Genomic DNA, 20,808 nt, shown 5'->3' on the forward strand with positions numbered 1-20,808 from the left:
CCCAGTCAGGGCTCTCTATCGCTAAGAACGATAGTCTTTTGTCTCTGTTATCATGGAGACAAGGCCGTGCCTGTGACGGTCCTCACGCCAATGAGCATCTGATACACCCCCTGCCCGTTTGGACAGTATTCATTTAGAATCAATTCCCTATTGTATTTTCAAAATATACAAGGGGCAGTTATGAGCAAAGTTTTCCTGAGTGTCAGCGCGCTGTTTCTTCTGATTGGTTGTGTCGCAACATCAGGCAATCAGTTTCAAAGCCAATTCCCAGTTGGGAAAGTGTTCCGTGATAAGGTCGAACTTCCGCAAGGTGACGTCATATTGCCTGAGGGTGAGTGGACAGTGCTCGCAACCGACACAGGACAAAACAATACCTATCACACCTTCGGTTCTCTTGCCCTTGGACGTATAGACAGCGACGGTTTCCTGCGCGGACTGGTGACACTGTCAACACCACTGGATGTCGGTCTGGGCTACGCGTTTTATTCGTCTTCATTTTGCGATCCGCAACCCAACCTGCTTTACCATCACACAAATGCCAATGTTCATCTCGGCCGCCAAAGTTGTTTTGGCGTCAAAAAGAAGACCATCAGCTCTTTTGATAACTTTGCGGACTACGTAAAAGTTGCAATGACGAATGCGCGGTCCATGAATGCGGACCGCCCCTACGACATGCTGAGTGCGGCTTTCCGCATTACCCGCCGGAACAAATACATTTATGTCGAATATGGGTTTGACTACCGGGAAAGAGCAGAGAGGATGTTGCCGGGCTTTGCGTCGGGCGAGGATATTCAGCTGACGCGAAAATTCTTCCCGAAAGACAAGGAAGAAAACGTTGATGCTGTTGTCCGTTGGGCATCAGCGAATGCAGACCGGATCGAGGAATCCTTTCTGGACTGACAAAAAAAGCTACCGCTCAGGTGCCATCGATCGACATCAATCGCGCCACTGGGGCGTTTTGCCGGGCGACTTCGGCTTTCAAGCCATCCACATCCATCTCCTCGTCCTTGACGAATTCGATGAACATCATATTGACGTTGTTAAACAGAAGTTCGCCAACTGCATCACAGTCGACCTCGCGTCGCACGACACCACGTTTCTGAAGCGCGCGAATCAGATCGCAAACCTGTTTGGACAAGCGATGATCAAGGGCGGTGTAGCGTTTTGAAAACGGTGTTTCGGGCTGCGCAATCGACAGCGACATCGCGGTGCGCCACATCTCCTTGGACAGATATGTCAAAGAGTGATCGTAATATTTCCCGATCAGTTCTGATAAGGCCGGTGCGACTTCTTCATGGTCGCGCGCGATGATGGCATCCCCTGCGGCAAGGACTTCCTCGACCTCCATCGAGACCGTAGCCATCAGCATATCGCCCTTGTTTTTGAAGTAGTTATAAAACGTCCCGACCGAGACACCGGCCATTTCGGCAATGTCTTCGATGCGCGCACTGTCATATCCGACCTTGCGAAACAGCGTCGTCGCCGCCTCGAGAATGCGGCGGTTTTTGTCGGCTTTCTTTTGGGCGCGCAGTCCTGACATCGTCACTCCGGAAAAACTGAACGGGTTCAAAATTTACATTGACTCAAAAAATGAACACGTTCAATATTTTTTCAACGGTGCCGAAATGAGCACCGAAGAACCCAATACAAGGGAGGCCTCAATTATGAAATCAGGGAGAGCCTATGTCTCGTCACGTCTCTACGGGGAAGACCCGCAACAAGTTTCTTAGCGGCGCTGCAACCTTTATTCTGGGCGCGGTTGCCATGGCGCAGAGCGCCCATGCCACCGAAGAGCTCAATGCGCTTGTCTGGTGCGACCATTCCGATCCGGCCCTGGTTGAGCCGTTCGAAGAAAAATACGACGTCAAAGTCAATCTCAAGGAATATGAAGGCACCGGTGCGGGCCTTTCGATCATCGAACAATCCCGTCCGGGCGACTGGGATGTATTTGTCGTCGATGGCGTTGATGTGCCGCGCGTGGTTGAAATGGGTGTTCTGGGTGAAATTCCCGCAGATGCCCTGCCGACATCCGACATTTTCCCCGAAGTTCTGATGGCGGACAACAATGTTGTCGATGGCAAGACCTATGCCGTTACCGAGAAGTTCGGCTACAACACCATTTCGTTCGACAAAACCAAGGTTGATCCCAAGGACATGGAAGACATGTCGATCATCTGGTCGGACAAATATGCCGGACGCATCGCCATCTATGACTATTACCTGCCGGTAATCGGCCTTGTCGGTCTTGGCCTTGGCATTGATACGGCGGATCTTGATGCGGGTGATATGGACGCGATCAAGGAAAAGCTGTTCGCGATGAAAAAGGTCTCCAAGCAGGTGGGTGAGGTTGTCTCATCCCAGACCGCACTTGCAACCGGCGAAGTCGATATCCTTGTCGGCGGCGGTGAATGGATCACGGCCGTGCTTTCCGAAGACAAACCGAACCTTGACTGGGTGATCCCCGAGCAGGGCGGTCTTCTTTGGGCGCAGTCGATCGGGGTCATGAAAGACTCTGAAAAGCCTGATCTGGCCCTGAAATTCGTTCAGTATATCCTCAGCCCCGAAGGCCAGGCTCGCCTTGCGACCTCTTCGTGCTATTGGGGGATGCCGGCCAACGCCAAGGCAGGTGAGAACCTGACCGATGCCCAGAAAGCCGCACTGCGCTGGGATGATCAGTCGGGTTATCTGAAAAACGCACAGCTTTACCCGGTCCCGGATGCTGATCTCGATGCCGAGATGCAGGATGCGTGGGTCGAAATGCTCCAGCAGTAAGCAATCCCTTGTCTACTGCCACCTACCGATGTCCCGCATTTTTGCGGGGCATCGGTTCCAACTTGAGTTAGAATCAGCCAAACGGCGCCCAATTTCCCAAGCGAGTTACCAGCAACCAACGCCACCGGGTTGGTTTGCGAAAAGGATACCGTTATGGCCACTGCCAGCCTTGAAACACGCGAAAATCGCCGCGCATGGGGCTTTGTGACCCCGGCCCTGCTGTGGACTGTCGCGTTTTTTGTTATTCCCTTTATCGTCATGGCCGCGATCAGCCTTGCGACCCGCAAGGGGCGCGAAATCGTCATGGCGTGGAATTTCGACAATTACATCGAATTCTTTGAAAAGGCCCATCTGCTTAAGGGGCTTTTTGTTTCGCTTGAGATCACTTTTACCGTCACCCTGATTTCGGTGATCCTGGCCTATCCGCTGGCCTGGATCATTGCCGAACGCGTACCCCAGAAATGGCAGCGTATGGCGCTGATCATGGCGATCCTGCCCTTCTGGACAAGCTATGTGGTGCGCTCCTACTCCTGGCTTCTGGTACTGGCGCAGAACGGGGTGATCAACAATACCCTGATGTATCTTGGCCTGATTTCCGAGCCGCTTGAACTGGCCAGCACGCGCAGTGCGACCGTCATCGGCTTCGTGCATTTCTTTGTCATGCTTTTGACCCTGACGATCTATGCCAATCTGGTGCAAATGCCGCCCAACTATCGCCGCGCCGCCGCCGACCTTGGGGCCAACGGCTTTCAGGTGTTCTGGCATGTTGTGTTACCGCTAACATTGCCCGGGATAATGGTCGGTGCGTTCCTGACCTTTGTGCTGTGCATTGGCGATTACATCACCCCGCAGATCCTGGGCGGCAATAATGAGCTCGCCCTGCCACAGGTCATCATGTTGCAACTGGGCCGACGGGCCGATTTCCCGATGGCCGCCACCCTTTCGATCATTCTGATGGTGGTTGTCACGATGGCCTATATTGCCTGTGCCCGCTGGCTCAAGATGGAGAGGACATAAATCATGATCTCTTCACGCTTTTCCAAACTGCTGTCCTGGTCCTATCTGGCGGCACTTTATGGCTTTATCTTCTTGCCTGTCGCGGTCCTGGTGCTGTTTTCCTTTCAGGATGGCCGCCTGCCGGTGCCACCGTTTAATGGCGCGACCCTTAAATGGTATGGCGAGGTATTTTCTGACAGCCGCCTGATGTCAGCCCTTGGCAATTCGCTGATGGTTGCGCTTGGCTCCGCCACGATTGCCTGCGTGCTTGGTTTCTGTGCTGCCTATGGGTTGGCGCGCTTTGTCCTTCCGGCATCGCGCATCCAACGCGGCCTTCTGATTGCGCCGATGACGGTCAGTTACCTGATCATCGCCTTGGGCCTGCTCACCACCTTTAACTGGGTTGGTGTGTCGCTGTCGCTCTGGACGGTCGGGATTGGGCATGTGGTGATCAATCTGCCGCTTTGTTTTGCGATTATTTATGCCTCGATGGGGGATCATCAGAAAAACATCGAACGCGCGGCCCGCGATCTGGGTGCCGCCGAATGGCAGGTCATGACGCAGGTCTCCGCCCCAATGTTGATGCCATCGATCCTGGCGGCCTTTTTCCTGTCGGTGACGTTTAGCTGGGATGAATTCATCATCGCATTTTTGCTGTCGCGCTTTGACGTCACCCTGCCGGTTGAAATCTGGAGCATGCTGCGTTCGGGCCTGAACCCGAAAACCAACGCGGTCGGAAGCGTCGTCTTCCTTGTATCGGTTGCGCTGCTGCTTATTCTTGAATTGATTGTCTTTAGAAGGACGGCAAAGAAATGACCGCCCCTGTCTCCATTCGCAACGCCACCAAGACCTTTGGCGATTTTACCGCCCTTGATGATGTCAGCCTTGAAATCGCGGCTGGCGAATTCATTGTCCTTCTGGGCCCGTCGGGCTGTGGCAAAACCACCTTGTTATCGCTTCTGGGCGGCTTCCTGTCCCCGACCAGCGGCACGATTGAAATTGATGGCACGGATATGGGTGATGTTGCGCCCGCCAAACGTCCGACCACCACGATGTTTCAGGACTACGCCCTGTTTCCGCATATGAGCCTGCGTGACAATGTCGCCTTCGGGCTTAAGATGCGCAAGGTCGGCAAGGCCGAACGCCATGCCAAGGCCGAAGAATTGCTTGATATGGTCGGGCTCAAGGCATCAGCCAACAAGAAACCCCACGAACTTTCCGGCGGACAGCGCCAGCGTGTTGCCCTTGCCCGAGCACTTGCCGTCGAACCCGATGTTCTGTTGCTCGATGAGCCACTCGGCGCACTTGATCTCAAACTGCGCCGTCAAATGCAGGATGAGCTCAAAGCCATTCAGAAGCGGGTTGGCACCACGTTCGTGCATGTCACCCACGATCAGGAAGAAGCCATGGCGATTGCTGATCGGATTGTGGTGATGAATGCCGGCAGGATCGAAGATGTCGGAAGCCCCGAAACCATTTACATGCAACCCAAAACGCTGTTTTCGGCAAGTTTCATGGGTGAAGTCAATTTCATCCCCGGCACCTTTGAAAGCGCAACCGATAGCACCATTTCCGTCAAGACCCCGCTTGGCACGGTTGAACTGCCCGAGTTTGAGTGCACAGGATTTACCCCCGAGGCACCGGTCACCCTTGCCATTCGCCCGGAACATTTCCGGGCCAGCACCGGGACCGGACCGCGCGTCACACTCGGTAAGGCCAAGGTTGAAGACGGTTCGTTCTTTGGTACCCATCATCGCGCACATTTAACCCCGGTTGATTGCCCCAACATGACGATCACCGCCCACATGCCGCAATCAGCGATCATTGAGCCCGGTGCGTGGGTCGAACTGACCCTTGACCCGACGTCGGTCGTGCTGCTGCCCGGCCATCCGCCCCACCCGATACAAGAAAGTGCCGCGTCATGAGCCAGACGAATATGGACCGCGCCAACCCCGAAGACTGGTACAGCCTGAAAACCGTTGGCGATGACGTAACCTATATCGGGGAACCGTTTATCGAGGAATTTTACCGCTGCAACATCTGGCATGTGCGCGGACGCGATGGCGACATGCTGGTTGATAGCGGCATGGGGGTTGTATCGCTGACCGAATGGGTGCCGCTTGTCACCGAACGCTCTGTTCAGGCAGTTGCCAGCCACACCCATTTTGATCATATCGGCTGCCACCACGAATTTGAAAACCGGGTGTGTCATCGCTGCGAGGCCGACCTTTTGGCCGCACCGACGCGCAAAAACACGCTGGCCGATCCCTATGTCACCGACGAGATTTTCACCAAACTCCCGCCGCTGCCCTATTCTTCGACCACCTATGCCGTGAAGGCGGCACCGGCCACCCGCATTGTTGAAGACGGCGACGTCATTGATCTTGGCGACCGCCATTTCGAGGTCATTCACACACCGGGCCATTCGCCGGGTGGCATTGCGCTTTGGGAAAAGGCAACCGGCATCCTGTTTTCAGGGGACATTGTTTATGATGGACCTTTGATCGAAGACACTTATCATGCAAATGCAGCTGACTATGTGCGATCAATGGAACGGCTTTATGATTTGCCGGTCCGGGTGGTGCATGGTGGGCATTTTGCCAGCTACGGCGGCGAACGCCATCGCGACATCATAAAAAGCTGGCTGAGGAAACGAACCTGAAAACCGCGCCCCGAACGTCAACCATGCCGGGCATCAATACCAGGCACTGACACAACAAAACGATCAGGAAGGCTTCCAATGGATAACGCAGGCAAATTTCACATCAACGGCAAGTGGGTTGATCCGATTTCATCGGAAAAGATGGACGTGATCAATCCAGCCACCGAAGAAGTCATCACCAAAATCACGCTCGCCAGCGAAGAAGATGTCGACCTTGCGGTCGCCGCGGCCAAGCGCGCCTTTGAAAGCTATAGCCAGACCACGGTCGAACAACGCCTTGGCTGGCTTGAAAACCTGCTTGCGATCTATAAGCGCCGCTACGGCGAAGTCGCCGATACCATCACCAGGGAACTTGGCGCGCCGACCAGCATGTCGCACGAACAGCAGGCAGCAGCAGGCACAACCCATCTCGAAGATTTCATCGTTGCGCTGAAAAAGCTCAAGACCGAGGAAACCCTTTACAACGGGGAGCATCTTTTGCGCGAACCGATCGGGGTTTGTGGCCTGATCACGCCGTGGAACTGGCCGATCAACCAGATCGTGCTCAAGGTCGTCCCGGCCCTTGCCGTTGGCTGCACCTGCGTGCTCAAGCCGTCTGAATTCACGCCGCTTAATGCCATGCTCTATGCCGAAATGATCCATGAGGCCGGCTTCCCGGCCGGTGCATTCAACATGGTTCAGGGGGCTGGCCCGGTTGCCGGTGCGACCCTGTCACGTCATCCCGACATCACCATGATGTCCTTTACCGGATCGACCCGGGCGGGCAAGGCGATTACCAAGGATGCCTCGGAAAACATCAAGCGCGTCACGCTTGAGCTTGGCGGAAAGTCGCCCAACATCGTGTTTGACGATGTCGATGTCGAAGACCGCATCGCCTGGGGTGTGAATGCCGTCTTCAACAACTCCGGCCAGACCTGTGATGCCCCGACCCGCATGCTTGTGCAACGTTCGATCTATGACGAGGCGGTCAAGGTCGCCAAGCGCGTGGGCGAAGAAGCATCGGTCGGCGATCCGACCAAGGAAGGCGATCACATCGGCCCGCTGGTCAGCCACATCCAGTTTGACCGCGTGCAAACCCTGATCCAGGCCGGCATTGATGAAGGTGCGACCCTTCTTGTTGGCGGCGCGGGCAAGCCCGATGACACCAATGAAGGCTACTTCACCAAGCCGACGATCTTCTCGGATGTGAACAACACGATGCGCATCGCACGCGAGGAAATCTTTGGTCCGGTCGTCTCGATGATCCCGTTCGACACCGAAGAGGAAGCCATCGAGATCGCCAATGACACGCCCTATGGTCTTGCCGCCTATGTCCAGACCCCGGACGCCGAAAAGGCCGACCGGGTCGCGCGCAAACTGCGTGCCGGCATGGTGTTGCTCAATGGCTCCTCCCCGATGGCAGGCAGCCCGTTCGGCGGCTACAAACAATCGGGCAATGGACGCGAAGGCGGCCTGTTCGGCCTTGAAGACTTCATGGAAATCAAGATGATCCATAAGCTTTAAGGCATTGGCATCATAATCACGCAAAGGCCCCGGCATATGTTCCGGGGCCTTTTGTTTTTAACCCTCATAACCGTGATCGGATCAGCGTCATGAATTCGTTATGACATAGGGCTGGTAATGATCGGTTTGGGGACTATAATCCCATCGTTAATCGATAAGTTCAGCAACCCGGACAACGGGTTGTGATTGGATTGGGAGACCACCTATGAATGCAATGTCCTTTTCTGATATGGGGCTTGCGGCCTTGAAACGGCAACAGTTTGACGCTGCAATTAATATGCTGCGTCAGGCCCTTGGCGAAGACATGGACAATCTTGCGGCCCGCTTTGGCCTGGCGCGTGCCCTTCATGAAAAAGGTTCGATCATCGAAGCAATCGGCGAGTACCGCACGGTGCTGCAATCTGATGGGGGTCATGAAGACTGCCTGCATCACATTGCACGCGCTCTGCTGCAAAATGGCGATGCACGTGGCGCCTTGAACCATGTCGATATCGTTTTGCGCGGCAAACCGACCGACCCGGAATTGCTGACCTTGCGCGGGCAGGCATTGATCGCGCTTGAACGCTATGACGCGGCCCTATCAGCGCTGCAGTCCGCCGGCCATCACAGCCCCGGCTCGGAAACCATTCATCGCCTGATCGCCAAATGCCATCGCGCCAACGAGGATTTCGAAAGCGAACGCCGCGCGGTCGAGCAGCTGCTGCGCATCAATCCAGCGTCGCTCAGCGCATCGAATGACCTTGGCGTCATCAATCTGCGCGAAGGTCATCTGATCGCAGCCTTTGAAGCGTTTGAACAAATCCTGTCGCAAGATGCCGATCATCCGCAGGCAACATTGAACCGCGCCATTGCCCTGACTGTCATGGGCGGCATGGATCATGATGCGATCTGGAACCGGGTGATGGAGGTCTGCGACGGGATCGATGATCTTGATGAAATCCGCAAGGCTGCCGATCAACTGGCAAAGCTGCCCGACAATGCCCGCAAGGGCACGCCCGAGGCCAACACGCTTATCAGCATGGCCGCCGTTGAAGACATCGATATTTGATCTGAAAGGCGTGCCTTTCAGCGCGCTTTTCCAACCACCTTCGATCAGTATTCCCGCCGGGAAAAAGCGCGTGCGGGAACTGCATGCCATAACCGGCGTTTAATCATATGATGTCGTTTGCGTTTTCCCTGATCCGGATCACGTGACACTGTCTGATCTGCCTTTGGTTCAAAAAGGGATCCTTGCATCATGGTTCAACGCCTGATCCGCGTCTGGGAATTTCTGGCCTATAGTTTGTGGGTGTCGCCGTTGCTGTTTGCGATTGGCGGGGCGGCGATGGCGGTTGGCGTCATGGCGCTGCCACAGGACTGGTTGCGCGACATATTGCCTGAGCTGTTACCGGGCTTTGGCGAAATCGACACGGTGCGCAGCCTGCTTGAAACCTTGTTGGCCACCATCGTCACCATGACGACCTTTGCCCTGTCGATCACGATGGTGGTGCTGACCCTTGCCGCCGGGTCGCTGGGCCCGCGTATGATCCGTAACTTTATGGGCGATAGCAAAACCCAGAATGCGCTTGGCATTTTTGTTGGCAGCATCCTGTTTCTCATTACCTCCCTCGTGCTGACGGGAAGCAATCCTGATGGTGCCCCGGTGCCGCATTTTGCCGCGACGGTCGGGATCGCACTGTTTGTCATCAGTGTTTTTGTCCTGATCCTGTTTGTCCATCATCTCGGCCGATCCATCGTTGCCGATGAAGTCATTCAGCGTGTCGGCAAGAACCTTGAAGAAACCATTCAATCGGCCTGCTCCACCCTTTCAGAGCCAATCAAGGCGGCTGAAAAGGCCGACGCCTCCCTGCCCGATCCGCAGGATATCGCACGCGATCAAGCCATCTGCATCGCATCCTCGGGCTATGTGCAGGGCATTGATTATGAAAAAATCTGCGAGATCGCCAAGGAAACCGACACGCGCATCTCGCTGGTCATCCGGGCCGGGCAACATGTGCTGGCAGGCGATATCGTCGGGCAGATTGATCCGGCACAAGACGCCCCATCAGACAAGAATATCGACCGATGCCACGCCGACATATTGGACGCCATCATGATTGGCACGCACCGGACCGCGATGCTTGATGTCGAATTTGCCCTGCGCCAATTGGTCGAGGTCGCCCTGCGTGCCCTGTCGCCGGGCATCAATGATCCGTTTACCGCCATTGCAGCGGTTTATCGCCTTGGCCGCGCCCTGCCCCATGCCATGCAGTTCCGCTATCCGGTCGGCCTCTGGATTGATGATCGCGACGAGGTCCGTCTCAAAGCCCTGCTGTCCGATTTCGACGGCATGCTCGGCGCTGCTTATGATCAGATCCGGCAGTCAGCAAACAGAAAACCCGATGTCCTGCTGCCGATGGCCGAAGTTCTCGAAAGCCTGATGCGGCTCGCCCACAGCGATCAGCAGCGCGACACCCTGCGCACCCATGCCCGCATGATCGCCAGTGCGGCCGAGCGCAACATGCCCGAAGAAAACGACCGCAAGGCTGTGCTGCGGGCCGCAACGCGGGTCTTGCATCATCAGGAACCGGCGAAAGACCGGGGTGGCGAAAAAGACGCCTGAAACGCAAGAATGGTCAGGCATTCCTTTTCAATTCGGGGCAGACTGATGCCATCAAGTGAGTAACAACGCCGTTGAAAAGCGATCCCGATGTCTGAGCGCCCGCAAGTTCAATTACAAAACCGGTTTGCCCGCGTCATCGTCCACATCGATGACAATGCGGATCGCTATTTGGATTTGGCGGAACTGGCCGGGGTTGCGGCCTACTCCCCATTTCACTTCCATCGCCAGTTCGCCGCCCTGTTCGACATTACGGCCACAAAATATGTCCGGCTGGTCCGCATGCGTCGTGCTGCGCACAGCCTGTTGTTTCGTAAAAGTACTTCGATCACGGATATCGCCTTTGACGCCGGTTTCGAAAACGCAGAATCCTTTTCACGCGCCTTTCGCAAGCTCCATGATCAAAGCCCGTCAGACTTTCGCAGCAATCCCGATTGGGACACCTGGCAAGTCCCCTATGGAAAACTCCAACAGGTTCGGAGGGTCACCATGACCACCACGGCATCAGAAACCGTCACCATCATCGATTTCCCGGAAACCCGAACCGCCTGCTTGGATCATATCGGGTCGCCCGCCCGGATCGGCGAAACCATTCAGCGCTTCATTGCCTGGCGCAAGATCCACCATCTGCATCCGTCAAAACACGCGACCTTCAATATCGTCTGGTGCAATCCTGAAGACACCCCAGCCGAGGCATTCCGAATGGGCCTTGCCGTCGCCACTGATCAGGAATTGTCACAGGAAGACACACAAAAAGGGCTCTATTCCCAAACCCTGCCATCTGGTCGCTATGCCAAACTACGCCATATCGGCAGCGACCAGACATTGGGTGACAGCGCGCTTGCGCTTTATCGCGACTGGCTGCCGCAAAGCGGGGAAACGCCGGGCGACTTCCCGCTGCTCTTCCAGCGGATCGCGTTTTATCCCGATGTCGCGGAGCATGAGGCGATTACGGATATCCTGCTACCACTAGCGTGATCAGTAATCCTCAGACAAAACAAAAGGGCCCCGATCGGGGCCCTTTCTATTCATCATACTTTTGTGTCGATATCGCTTAGCCTGCGATATGTGCCTCGATCGCGGCCAGTGCGGCGTCGGCTTGGGACGGGTCGGAACCACCACCCTGCGCCATGTCCGGACGGCCACCGCCACCCTTGCCGCCGAGTTTTTCAACACCGATGCGGACAAGATCGACGGCGCTGTATTTGTCTTTGAGGTCTTCGGTCAGACCCACAACGATGGAGGCCTTGCCACCGTCGCCCGAGACGAGCGCGACAATGCCAGAGCCCATCTGTTCGCGGAGCTCGTCGACCATGCCTTTGAGTTCCTTGGCCGGAATGCCTTCAAGCGAACGCAGCGCCATTTTCACACCGTTGACTTCCTTGAACGCATCGCCGCCCGATGCTGCACCGGAGCCAGCCGTCGCCAGCTTCTTGCGCAGGTCGGAAACTTCGCGCTCCAGACGACGACGTTCTTCCTGCAGTGCCTTGACACGGGCCGGGACGTCTTCGGGAACGGATTTCAGGTCTGCGGCAACAGAGGTCAGAACGTTTTCACGGGCCGACACATAGTTGGCAGCATCGGCACCGGTCAGTGCCTCGATACGACGCACACCGCTTGAAACAGCACCTTCGGAAACGATCTTGAACATGCCGATATCACCGGTGCGTTTGACATGCGTACCGCCGCAAAGTTCAAGCGAATAGGCATGTTCGTTGGCGACCGGCTGGCCCATCGAAACGACGCGGACTTCATCGCCGTATTTCTCGCCAAACAGCGCCATTGCGCCAAGCTCAATCGCCTCGTCCGGGGTCATCAGACGGGTGGTGACTTCGCTGTTTTCGCGGATCAGGCTGTTTACATCCGCTTCGATCACTGCGGCTTCCTCTGCCGTGACGGCTTTGGGGTGCGAAATGTCAAAACGCAGACGATCAGCTGCGACCAGCGAGCCCTTCTGGGTCACGTGGTCGCCAAGATGCTTGCGCAGAACCGCGTGCAACAGGTGGGTAGCCGAATGGTTGGCACGCAAGGATGAACGGCGGCTATGATCGACGCGGAATTCCGCAGCATCGCCAACCTTGACTTCACCTTCGGTCACCTTGCCGAGATGGACATGCAGCGCGCCCAGCTTTTTCTGGGTGTCGGTGATTTCAATGATCGCACCGTTTTCGGTTTTGATCACACCGGCATCGCCCTGCTGACCACCGGACTCGCCAAAGAAGGTCGTCTGGTTGGCAATCAGGGCAACCTCGTCACCCTTGGATGCAGTTTTGACTTCGGCGCCGTCCTTGATGAGGGCGGTTACCACACCCTCAGCCGTTTCGGTTTCGTAGCCAAGGAATTCGGTCGCGCCATCACGGTCATTGATGTCAAACCAGACTTCCTCGGTGGCCGCTTCGCCCGAACCGGACCAGGCGGCACGTGCCTTGGCTTTCTGTTCTTCCATGGCAGAGGTGAAACCGTCTTCATCGATGCCGATTTTACGTTCTTTGAGCGCATCAGCAGTCAGATCAAGCGGGAAGCCATAGGTGTCATAAAGTTTGAACGCGACGTCGCCGGAAAGGATCGCGCCTTCGTCCATGCCATCGGTCGCGTCATCAAGCATCTTGAGACCGCGATCAAGCATGGTTTTAAAGCCCTGCTCTTCGAGCTTCAGCGTTTCTTCGATCAAGGCCTGTGCACGGACCAGTTCCGGGAAGGCATTGCCCATCTTGCGCACAAGCGACGGGACCAGTTCATACATCACCGGATCCTGGGTTCCAATCATGTGCAAATGGCGCATTGCACGGCGCATGATACGGCGCAGAACGTTACCGCGACCGGCATTGGACGGCAGAACACCATCGGCAATCAGGAAGCTGGTCGAACGCAGATGGTCGGCGACCACACGGTGCGACACATTATGCGGACCATCCGGATCGGTATTGGTGGCGTCGGCCGATGCTTCGATCAGCGCGCGCATCAAATCGATGTCATAGTTGTCGTGCTTGCCCTGCAGGACAGCGGCAATACGTTCCAGACCCATGCCGGTATCGATGGATGGTTTTGGCAGATCAACACGTTCGCCATTTGCCATCTGCTCGTACTGCATGAAGACGAGGTTCCAGATTTCAATGAAACGGTCGCCGTCTTCATCCGGGCTGCCCGGAGGACCACCCCAGATGTGATCGCCATGGTCAAAGAAGATTTCCGAACACGGACCACACGGGCCGGTATCGCCCATCGACCAGAAGTTATCCGAGGTCGGGATCCGGATGATGCGATCATCGGTCAGGCCGGCGATTTTCTTCCACAGGCCATGTGCCTCGTCATCGGTGTGATAGACCGTGACCAGAAGCTTGTCGGCCGGAAGACCGTATTCCTTGGTGATCAGGTTCCAGGCGAATTCAATCGCGTTTTCCTTGAAGTAGTCGCCAAACGAGAAGTTGCCGAGCATTTCAAAGAAGGTGTGATGGCGCGCGGTATGACCTACATTTTCAAGGTCGTTATGCTTGCCCCCGGCGCGCACGCATTTCTGCGAGGTCGCGGCACGCGAATAATCGCGGTGTTCCTGCCCGGTGAAAACGTTCTTGAACTGAACCATCCCGGCATTGGTGAACATCAGGGTAGGGTCATTGCGCGGCACCAGCGGGCTGGAGGAAACGACTTCGTGGCCGTTCTTGCGGAAGAACTCCAGAAACGTGGTGCGGATATCGTTAACGGTCTGCATATCTCTCCAACCCGGAAAACGCGGAAAAACTGCGCCCGCCATGCTGGCGAACGGACTGCCCTATTTAGCGGCTCGGCCCTGCCCTGTCCAGTCAGGCGAAAGGAGTCCGGGGCATTTGCCGCAAGTTTTCCAAAAATTGGCGATCAGATGGCTTTCAAACGGCTTTTGCACACCCGAAACTCAGTCGGATCGAAGCGAAAATGTGAATCGGTCGCGGTTCATCGCATCGACAAAGCCAGCGCGTTTGAAGCCAAGCCCCAGCAACAGTTTGCGTGATGCGACGTTTTCAGGATGGGCAAAGGCCGTCAGGCTCTTGACCGACGTGTTGTCACGGCCATACTCAAGCGCCCCATTGGCGAGCTCCCGGCCAAAGCCCTGCCCCCAGGCCGTTGGCGCGAGGTAATAACCAAGCTCTGGCCCCCAGCCGGGGTCGAACGGATCATTATAAAGCCCGCCCCAGCCGATAATGTCATTGGTTTCGCGCAGTCGTATAACCCAGGGGGCAAATCCGTCGCGGCGCCGGAACCATTCATGGACTAGAACGCGTTTGCGGCACGCAGCAAAGCTTTCATCGCAATGGGTGAAGCGCATCGCATCACGATCACCAAGGAAGGCATAAAGATCCGGGATGTCGGCCTGTCTGGCAAAAGACAGTGCAAGGCGGTCTGTTTGAAGGTGAAAAGTGCCCGGACTAGTCGTTTGCACTGTCCTGAATCGTCTTGCCAAGATTTTCCATATCACGTCCGAAGCCTTCGGCAGTTTCGCAGGCACCAAGGGCGAGACCAAAACCAAGAACCATCAGAACGGCGAGAAGACGCTTTGTGATCGTTTCCATCTTTGCGAGATGCTCCATTCAAGTCCAAATAACGGGCGTCGCGCCCATCTTGTTGTTTATCGCAATATTCTGGCCTGCCCACGACACGCGTGCAACTGTTATCGCGACGCGTTATTTGGGCCCGAACGCAAAAAAGGACGCCGAAATGGCGTCCCTCTTTTACATGTTTGCTCGTATCGCCATTTTTAGAATGGCTTGATCAGATGGCTTAATCAGACGGGCGGACGACGGCCGCGGAATGCGTTGACCACAAGGGAAATCACAAACAGCGCGATAAAGACAAAGAACAAGATCTTTGCAAAGCCAACGAACGCCCCGGCAAGTCCGCCAAAGCCGAGAACGGCAGCGATCAGTGCCAGGATCAAACAAAATACAGCCCAACCTAACATGTTATTATCTCCTTTTTTCGGTGTGCGCTGACACACCATCGGCGCGAGTTATTCAGGCGCAGCCAAATGGTCTGTCAGCGCCATAAGTAAGGACAAACTTATCAATCAGCTTCGTCCTGAATGGCTTCACCGGCATCTTCGACGTCTTCGCCAAAGCCTTCGGCGGTCTCACAGGCAGCAAGGCCAAGACCCATGCCCGAAATCATCAGGATCGCGAAAAGTTTCTTCATCGTGTTCGACATGATGTTTCTCCTGTTTGCTCTTGTCGATGCTCACAGGGTTTTAAACGACGACAACCGGGAATTGTTCCGCCACATTCCTTTCAATGTGCGATTTTTATCAAGACAACCCTTTGGAAAGGCGCAGTTTTCCGGGGCCTTTTCCCAATCATGATCATTTTGGGGCACGTGCAGATGCGGGGGGGATCCTTCCCGATCCCCAGCATCTTTATCAGGGCTATGGGGTCCCTTCACCACGCTTTTGGGTCGAGCGCGAGATAGCGACTGATTTCCTCAATGATCTGTTGATGGATAACGACACGGTCGGTGCCTTCGGGGTCCGAACAGATCGGATCATCATCCATTTCTGCCAAAAGCTCGGCCGCCCCCGGATTACATTCGCCAAGGAAGGTGAGATGATTGGCCGGGGCAAAGACCGCATAGGATGGGTCATCCAATTTACCCAAAAGGTTGCTTCCGGTTTCCGTGACGTCGGCCGCCTTCCAGCCATGTTTACGCCCCAGGCGGATAAACAACAAATCGGGATCGGTATCAGCAAGGCTGGCGTCATTCACCGCAAAGGTCATGCCGGGCTCAATCGCGATGAACTTTAAAATGCGGGTATCCTTCGACCCGGCTTCAAAATCGGCGGGCAGGTGATCAAGATGCACGCCGCCCTTTTGCAAAAAGGCACAATCCTGAACCGTCGTGCCAAACTGCTGGCAATAATCGCGATAGGCATCACGATCAAACCGCAAACCCGCAAGGTTAAGCACCGTCGCCCCGCCCAGTGAAAAACCCGCCGCAGAGATACGGTCGGTATCGATATAGGGTTCGAATTCCGGGTGTGAGAGAAGCTGATCAAGGGCGGCATGCAGGTCCTTGGCGCGCTGACCAAGCTCTGCCAGGCGGCGCGGTGATGAATCGCCTGATGTGCTGCCGGGATGGTTGACCGCAAGAACCATCGCCCCACGCAGGGCCAGTTCGGAGGAAAGCCAACCAATCGCATCCATATTCCCGCCCGATCCATGTGACAACAAAATCAACGGATGCTTGCCCGGTTCCACCGCCGCCCCGATATAGGCATTCGTGCTTTTCCAAAGCGCGCTTTGATTGACCGGGGCGCGATAGATAACCGTATCGGCGGGATACCAGATTGATGCGGCAATCGGGCGCGAACGATGGGCCGCATCAACATCAAATCGATCATATCCGGCAAGGTCCTTGCCCGCATGAACCGGGTTGGATGACAGACCAAGGACAAGGCCAAAGGCAATCGCAAGTGCAGAAGTTACGTGTTTCATGATTTCAATCCGTGTTCTAAGTTTCACGGGTATCAAATTGCATCTGCCTTGCGGGTTCTGGCGTCCTCAAACCGGTTTAAGGACGTGCAAAACCGGTTTTGGGACATTTCTGTCTGGATAACGCTGCCACCATGATCGCCCTGCCCGTTCCGTTGATTGTTGCCCTGCTGCTGGCTTTCTTGTTTGTCCGGGCCGTGCTGTTTGAAAAGACATCGCCGCTATTGGGCGCGCTTTTACTCGGCTGTGCGGTTCAAAGCATCACAGTGTCGCTGGTGCATTACTACGGCTTTCTGGAGCTCCGTCTCGTGCAGCCGATCACCGCATCCGTAATCCCGGCCCTGGCCTGGATCGCCTTTCTCGAAGGTGGTGTGCGGCCGCGTCTTCACGCCAGCGACATCTGGCATATTGCCGCCCCGGCGCTCATGACCGGTATTGTACTTTTTGCACCGATGCTGATTGACGCACTGCTTGGCGGATTGTTCGTGGGTTACGGACTTGCCATTCTTCTGGCGCTGCACCGTCAAGGCAATGATCTGGCCCATACGCGTCTGGCATCCGGTCCGGTGCCGGCCTTGATCTGGCGGGTGATTGCGATTGCCCTGATCATCTCGGCCATCAGTGACGCCCTGATTTCCGTTGCCTTGCAAATGGGGGCCGACAACGCGCCGGGTATTATCCTGAGTGTGTTTTCATCTGTCGCCCTGCTTGCCATCGGGTTGCTGGCCCTGTCGCCCGCCATTGCCGTTGCGCGCGAAGAAGATGATGCAACACAGGACGCAGGCACAAGGGCCAACCTCGCCCCCGAAGACACAAGGCCCGCCCCCGACATTCCGGTCGCGGAAATCATGGCGCAACTCGAAATGCTGATAAATCGCGAAAAGCTCTATCTTGATCCTGATTTGACGCTGGCGCGTATCGCGCGGCGGCTGGGTTATCCGCTCAAACAGGTTTCAACTGCGATCAACGCGGCGACAGGTGAAAACGTATCACGCTATATCAACAAATACCGGATTGATCATGCCTGCCGCGCACTTGATGCCGGCGAGAATGTCACCAACACCATGCTGAACAGTGGCTTTAACACCAAATCGAATTTTAATCGGGAATTCCTGCGCATTACCGGCAAAACCCCCAGCCAGTGGCAGCAGCAAAAAGGCACCGGGCATTGATGTCAGGAACCCCGCAAAGACCGATCAGTCCAGAACCGGGCGCATGAAGCTGCGTTCATAAGAGATGATGCTGCGATTACGCGCTTCCATCTCGAAGACGTCCTGGCATTCGGTGTCACCTGCCATGCGGTTGCGGTAATCCTCGTAGTCGGCAAGGCTCGGGAAGCTGAACAACGCGTATGCGACGTTGCTCGCCCCTTCATGCGGCAAAAAGTAACCATGATGGGTTCCGCCCATACGGTTAACGATCGGAATCCAGCGTTTGGCATAGGCTTCAAATTCAGGAACCTTGTGACTGTCGATGATGTATTTCAGATAGCACGTGACCACGATAAGAGCTCCGTCATAAGGATCGCGAACAAAAAAGGCGGGATGTTTCAGCATCCCGCCTTTTGAGATTATTTTGCAAGATCATTCAGATCAATCGTCATTGACCGGATTGTCTTCGCTCATATTGGTCATGGCTTCGGCGATCAGACCGGCACTCTCGCGAATGCTGTTTTCGATCTCCTGGGTCATTTCCGGGTTCTCGCGCAGGAAGTTCTTGGCGTTCTCACGACCCTGACCGATACGGGTCGAGTTATAGGAGAACCAGGAACCGGATTTCTCGACGATGCCGGCCTTGACGCCAAGATCAAGGATTTCACCCATCTTGGAGACACCTTCGCCATACATGATGTCAAATTCGACCTGCTTAAAGGGCGGCGCCATCTTGTTTTTGACGACCTTGACGCGCGTCTGGTTGCCCACGACCTCGTCACGATCCTTGATCTGGCCGATACGGCGGATATCAAGACGGACAGAGGCATAGAATTTCAGCGCGTTACCACCGGTGGTGGTTTCCGGGCTGCCAAACATCACACCGATCTTCATACGGATCTGGTTGATGAAGATGACCATGCAGTTCGACCGCGCAACGGAGCTTGTCAGTTTACGCAGCGCCTGGCTCATCAGGCGGGCCTGAAGACCAACATGGGTATCGCCCATCTCACCTTCGAGTTCCGCACGCGGCACAAGGGCCGCAACCGAATCGACGACCAGAACATCAATCGCACCGGAACGCACCAGCGTGTCGGCGATTTCAAGCGCCTGCTCCCCAGCGTCAGGCTGGGAAATCAGCAGCTCGTCGGTGTTTACCCCCAGTTTGCGGGCGTAGCTCGGATCAAGCGCGTGCTCGGCATCGACAAAGGCGCAGGTACCACCGGCTTTCTGCGCTTCGGCAACGGTATGGAGCGCAAGTGTGGTTTTACCCGAACTTTCCGGACCATAGATTTCGATGATACGGCCACGCGGAAGACCGCCAATGCCAAGGCCGATATCAAGGCCCAGCGAACCGGTCGAAATTGCTGAAATATCAACGGCATTTTCGCGCTGGCCCAGCTTCATGATCGAGCCCTTGCCAAATGCCCGTTCGATTTGCCCAAGGGCGGCTTCGAGTGCCTTCTGCTTATCCATAGTATCCTTATCCACCAAATGCAGCGCGGTCTGAATCATTGCTCGAACTCTCTTATTCCACAGGGCCGGGTTTGATGCAACGCAGGCGGTTCCCCGGACCTAAATGCGGAACGCCACCGCTAGATTGTTTTGCCTGTGTCACAGCCTGCCACTGTGTTCCTGCCGACAAAACACTTGAGAACATAATGCGAACATTCTCACAAAATTTCCGATGTTGCAAGTTTGTTCTCATTTTTATGCCCGCCAAAGAAAGGCGCTCCAAACCGCCGCCCCAAGATGATGGCTGATTATGGAAGGCTAAAGTCCGGGCGAGCAGCCATTGCGCAACCGGCCTGCCCGATCATGGGGATAGCAATCCGCGTGATAACAGCCCCCCCAAACTGCTAACCGAAAAATGTGCGTCAGAGGTATCTGGACGCACTGCACATTAATTTGGACTCTCGGCACATTGTATTTCAGCAAGCAGGCGATATGATCTCGTCATCGCGTCCCAACGCGTATCCCTCAGGGGATGGGAGGGACAGCTGTCAAATGCCTTGCGATTTTAAGAGCCATCGCAGGGTATCTCGGGGCGGCTCCCTCCCGACATTTTATCCCCAACCAGATCGTCCAGCCGTTGCCTTGCCGCCAGCCCCAGTCAACAGGGCCGTCAGGTGGTGATTTTCAGGTGTTCGTGCTTGTGCGCATGCCCGTGATGTTCATCGCCGTGATGGTGGGTTTCGACATGCAACTCACCGGGGACGGAATAAAGCTGCCCGTGGCGCACGCCGGGCTGGGCCAGAACCTTGTCCGCGAACGCCCGAATTTCCGACAGCCTCCCACGCAAGGTCACGCTCTCGAGGCAGGTGTCATGATCAATGTGGAAATGCACCGTTGAAACCGTCAGGTTATGGTGCTCGTGCTGGGTGCTCATCAGGCGTGATGCCAGCATGCGTTCCTCGTGATCATAAACATAGTTCAAAACCGCGATCCCGACGCCGTCGGCATTTTCTTCAAGCTTGGTGTTTTGAAGCTTCTCACGGATCAGATCGCGAAACCCCTCGGACCGGTTGGTGTAACCACGCCGATCGAGAAAGGCGTCAAAGGCCTCCATCAGATCGTCTTCGATGGAAACTGTTACACGGGTCATGGCGTTATCCTGATCTTCTGGTGTGCTATTGCCCGAAGTCTAACCGATTGAGGAAAAAGTCAAAAGGG

At 55.6% G+C, this 20,808-nt stretch carries 21 protein-coding genes; 11 read left to right on the top strand and 10 right to left on the bottom strand.

The genetic code is table 11. The annotated features are described in order from the left end of the window. The first annotated feature begins 180 nt into the window (after window positions 1-180). On the top strand, window positions 181-900 hold the full coding sequence (locus tag ACXAIA_RS13655) for a hypothetical protein (RefSeq protein ID WP_475349812.1): 720 nt from the start codon (window positions 181-183) through the stop codon (window positions 898-900). 16 nt (window positions 901-916) lie between these two features. On the opposite strand, the gene ACXAIA_RS13660 is transcribed toward ACXAIA_RS13655, so the two are convergent. Beyond that, window positions 917-1,540 carry a TetR/AcrR family transcriptional regulator gene (locus ACXAIA_RS13660; protein WP_475349813.1) on the bottom strand — a complete coding sequence of 208 codons (624 nt, stop codon included), beginning with the start codon at window positions 1,538-1,540 and terminating at the stop codon, window positions 917-919. A 143-nt stretch (window positions 1,541-1,683) separates the two neighbouring features. On the opposite strand from ACXAIA_RS13660, the gene ACXAIA_RS13665 reads away from it, so the two are divergent. The 9 genes from ACXAIA_RS13665 to ACXAIA_RS13705 all read left to right on the top strand — a co-directional run bounded on the left by ACXAIA_RS13665 (window position 1,684) and on the right by ACXAIA_RS13705 (window position 11,510). Further along, window positions 1,684-2,772: an ABC transporter substrate-binding protein gene (locus tag ACXAIA_RS13665; protein WP_475349814.1), complete on the top strand. Its 1,089-nt coding sequence runs from the start codon at window positions 1,684-1,686 to the stop codon at window positions 2,770-2,772. Between the two features lie 153 nt (window positions 2,773-2,925). Continuing rightward, window positions 2,926-3,789, top strand: a complete 864-nt coding sequence (locus ACXAIA_RS13670; protein ID WP_475349815.1) for an ABC transporter permease — start codon at window positions 2,926-2,928, stop codon at window positions 3,787-3,789. 3 nt (window positions 3,790-3,792) lie between these two features. Continuing rightward, window positions 3,793-4,584 (top strand): ABC transporter permease, encoded by a 792-nt coding sequence (locus ACXAIA_RS13675; protein WP_475349816.1) that lies wholly within the window; start codon window positions 3,793-3,795, stop codon window positions 4,582-4,584. Then, window positions 4,581-5,693 (top strand): ABC transporter ATP-binding protein, encoded by a 1,113-nt coding sequence (locus ACXAIA_RS13680; protein ID WP_475349817.1) that lies wholly within the window; start codon window positions 4,581-4,583, stop codon window positions 5,691-5,693. Before ACXAIA_RS13675 ends, ACXAIA_RS13680 begins: the two co-directional genes overlap by 4 nt. Beyond that, window positions 5,690-6,430 carry an MBL fold metallo-hydrolase gene (locus tag ACXAIA_RS13685; protein WP_475349818.1) on the top strand — a complete coding sequence of 247 codons (741 nt, stop codon included), beginning with the start codon at window positions 5,690-5,692 and terminating at the stop codon, window positions 6,428-6,430. The genes ACXAIA_RS13680 and ACXAIA_RS13685 overlap by 4 nt, the downstream gene beginning before the upstream one ends. Window positions 6,431-6,508: 78 nt before the next feature. Further along, a complete protein-coding gene (locus ACXAIA_RS13690; protein ID WP_475349819.1) occupies window positions 6,509-7,933 on the top strand; it encodes an aldehyde dehydrogenase family protein in 1,425 nt (474 codons plus the stop codon). A gap of 205 nt (window positions 7,934-8,138) precedes the next feature. Next, window positions 8,139-8,981, top strand: coding sequence for a tetratricopeptide repeat protein (locus tag ACXAIA_RS13695; protein ID WP_475349820.1), 843 nt, complete (start codon window positions 8,139-8,141; stop codon window positions 8,979-8,981). A gap of 189 nt (window positions 8,982-9,170) precedes the next feature. Continuing rightward, the gene (locus tag ACXAIA_RS13700; protein ID WP_475349821.1) at window positions 9,171-10,535 is read left to right on the top strand and encodes a DUF2254 domain-containing protein; all 1,365 of its coding nucleotides are present in this window, start codon (window positions 9,171-9,173) and stop codon (window positions 10,533-10,535) included. An 87-nt stretch (window positions 10,536-10,622) separates the two neighbouring features. Beyond that, a complete protein-coding gene (locus ACXAIA_RS13705; RefSeq protein ID WP_475349822.1) occupies window positions 10,623-11,510 on the top strand; it encodes an AraC family transcriptional regulator in 888 nt (295 codons plus the stop codon). Between the two features lie 76 nt (window positions 11,511-11,586). Here ACXAIA_RS13705 and alaS read toward each other — a convergent pair whose 3' ends face one another. The 6 genes from alaS to ACXAIA_RS13735 form a co-directional block, all read right to left on the bottom strand. After that, window positions 11,587-14,241 (bottom strand): alanine--tRNA ligase, encoded by a 2,655-nt coding sequence (alaS, locus tag ACXAIA_RS13710; RefSeq protein WP_475349823.1) that lies wholly within the window; start codon window positions 14,239-14,241, stop codon window positions 11,587-11,589. Between the two features lie 180 nt (window positions 14,242-14,421). Continuing rightward, complete coding sequence (locus tag ACXAIA_RS13715; RefSeq protein WP_475349824.1) at window positions 14,422-14,946, bottom strand: GNAT family N-acetyltransferase; 525 nt, start codon at window positions 14,944-14,946, stop codon at window positions 14,422-14,424. Next, on the bottom strand, window positions 14,933-15,076 hold the full coding sequence (locus tag ACXAIA_RS13720; protein ID WP_297024223.1) for an entericidin A/B family lipoprotein: 144 nt from the start codon (window positions 15,074-15,076) through the stop codon (window positions 14,933-14,935). Before ACXAIA_RS13720 ends, ACXAIA_RS13715 begins: the two co-directional genes overlap by 14 nt. A gap of 212 nt (window positions 15,077-15,288) precedes the next feature. Next, the gene (locus ACXAIA_RS13725) at window positions 15,289-15,465 is read right to left on the bottom strand and encodes a DUF1328 domain-containing protein (RefSeq protein WP_167723410.1); all 177 of its coding nucleotides are present in this window, start codon (window positions 15,463-15,465) and stop codon (window positions 15,289-15,291) included. Window positions 15,466-15,566: 101 nt separating this feature from the next. Continuing rightward, window positions 15,567-15,707, bottom strand: a complete 141-nt coding sequence (locus tag ACXAIA_RS13730) for an entericidin A/B family lipoprotein (protein WP_167723408.1) — start codon at window positions 15,705-15,707, stop codon at window positions 15,567-15,569. 227 nt (window positions 15,708-15,934) lie between these two features. Next, on the bottom strand, window positions 15,935-16,987 hold the full coding sequence (locus ACXAIA_RS13735; RefSeq protein ID WP_475349825.1) for an alpha/beta hydrolase family protein: 1,053 nt from the start codon (window positions 16,985-16,987) through the stop codon (window positions 15,935-15,937). Window positions 16,988-17,118: 131 nt separating this feature from the next. On the opposite strand from ACXAIA_RS13735, the gene ACXAIA_RS13740 reads away from it, so the two are divergent. Continuing rightward, entirely contained in the window at window positions 17,119-18,156 is a 1,038-nt protein-coding gene (locus ACXAIA_RS13740; protein ID WP_475349826.1) for a helix-turn-helix domain-containing protein, read from the top strand. A 24-nt stretch (window positions 18,157-18,180) separates the two neighbouring features. Here the strand turns inward: ACXAIA_RS13740 and ACXAIA_RS13745 are convergent, their stop codons facing one another. The 3 genes from ACXAIA_RS13745 to nikR form a co-directional block, all read right to left on the bottom strand. After that, window positions 18,181-18,486 (bottom strand): NIPSNAP family protein, encoded by a 306-nt coding sequence (locus tag ACXAIA_RS13745; protein ID WP_475349827.1) that lies wholly within the window; start codon window positions 18,484-18,486, stop codon window positions 18,181-18,183. Window positions 18,487-18,576: 90 nt separating this feature from the next. After that, window positions 18,577-19,650 carry a recombinase RecA gene (gene recA, locus ACXAIA_RS13750; protein WP_475345127.1) on the bottom strand — a complete coding sequence of 358 codons (1,074 nt, stop codon included), beginning with the start codon at window positions 19,648-19,650 and terminating at the stop codon, window positions 18,577-18,579. 610 nt (window positions 19,651-20,260) lie between these two features. Next, entirely contained in the window at window positions 20,261-20,740 is a 480-nt protein-coding gene (gene nikR / locus ACXAIA_RS13755) for a nickel-responsive transcriptional regulator NikR (protein ID WP_475349828.1), read from the bottom strand. Between the last annotated feature and the right edge of the window lie 68 nt (window positions 20,741-20,808).

The sequence above is a fragment of the Thalassospira sp. ABL2_045 genome (genome assembly GCF_056161285.1).

Bases quoted from the DNA above. Each gene is read 5' to 3' on its own strand.
- ACXAIA_RS13680 (WP_475349817.1), top strand. From the start codon at position 4,581: ATGACCGCCCCTGTCTCCATTCGCAACGCCACCAAGACCTTTGGCGAT.
- ACXAIA_RS13675 (WP_475349816.1), top strand. From the start codon at position 3,793: ATGATCTCTTCACGCTTTTCCAAACTGCTGTCCTGGTCCTATCTGGCG.
- ACXAIA_RS13670 (WP_475349815.1), top strand. From the start codon at position 2,926: ATGGCCACTGCCAGCCTTGAAACACGCGAAAATCGCCGCGCATGGGGC.
- ACXAIA_RS13695 (WP_475349820.1), top strand. From the start codon at position 8,139: ATGAATGCAATGTCCTTTTCTGATATGGGGCTTGCGGCCTTGAAACGG.
- ACXAIA_RS13740 (WP_475349826.1), top strand. From the start codon at position 17,119: ATGATCGCCCTGCCCGTTCCGTTGATTGTTGCCCTGCTGCTGGCTTTC.
- ACXAIA_RS13720 (WP_297024223.1), bottom strand. From the start codon at position 15,076: ATGGAAACGATCACAAAGCGTCTTCTCGCCGTTCTGATGGTTCTTGGT.
- ACXAIA_RS13685 (WP_475349818.1), top strand. From the start codon at position 5,690: ATGAGCCAGACGAATATGGACCGCGCCAACCCCGAAGACTGGTACAGC.
- nikR (WP_475349828.1), bottom strand. From the start codon at position 20,740: ATGACCCGTGTAACAGTTTCCATCGAAGACGATCTGATGGAGGCCTTT.
- ACXAIA_RS13655 (WP_475349812.1), top strand. From the start codon at position 181: ATGAGCAAAGTTTTCCTGAGTGTCAGCGCGCTGTTTCTTCTGATTGGT.
- recA (WP_475345127.1), bottom strand. From the start codon at position 19,650: ATGATTCAGACCGCGCTGCATTTGGTGGATAAGGATACTATGGATAAG.
- ACXAIA_RS13725 (WP_167723410.1), bottom strand. From the start codon at position 15,465: ATGTTAGGTTGGGCTGTATTTTGTTTGATCCTGGCACTGATCGCTGCC.
- ACXAIA_RS13730 (WP_167723408.1), bottom strand. From the start codon at position 15,707: ATGTCGAACACGATGAAGAAACTTTTCGCGATCCTGATGATTTCGGGC.
- ACXAIA_RS13700 (WP_475349821.1), top strand. From the start codon at position 9,171: ATGGTTCAACGCCTGATCCGCGTCTGGGAATTTCTGGCCTATAGTTTG.
- ACXAIA_RS13660 (WP_475349813.1), bottom strand. From the start codon at position 1,540: ATGTCAGGACTGCGCGCCCAAAAGAAAGCCGACAAAAACCGCCGCATT.
- ACXAIA_RS13735 (WP_475349825.1), bottom strand. From the start codon at position 16,987: ATGAAACACGTAACTTCTGCACTTGCGATTGCCTTTGGCCTTGTCCTT.
- alaS (WP_475349823.1), bottom strand. From the start codon at position 14,241: ATGCAGACCGTTAACGATATCCGCACCACGTTTCTGGAGTTCTTCCGC.
- ACXAIA_RS13665 (WP_475349814.1), top strand. From the start codon at position 1,684: ATGTCTCGTCACGTCTCTACGGGGAAGACCCGCAACAAGTTTCTTAGC.
- ACXAIA_RS13705 (WP_475349822.1), top strand. From the start codon at position 10,623: ATGTCTGAGCGCCCGCAAGTTCAATTACAAAACCGGTTTGCCCGCGTC.
- ACXAIA_RS13690 (WP_475349819.1), top strand. From the start codon at position 6,509: ATGGATAACGCAGGCAAATTTCACATCAACGGCAAGTGGGTTGATCCG.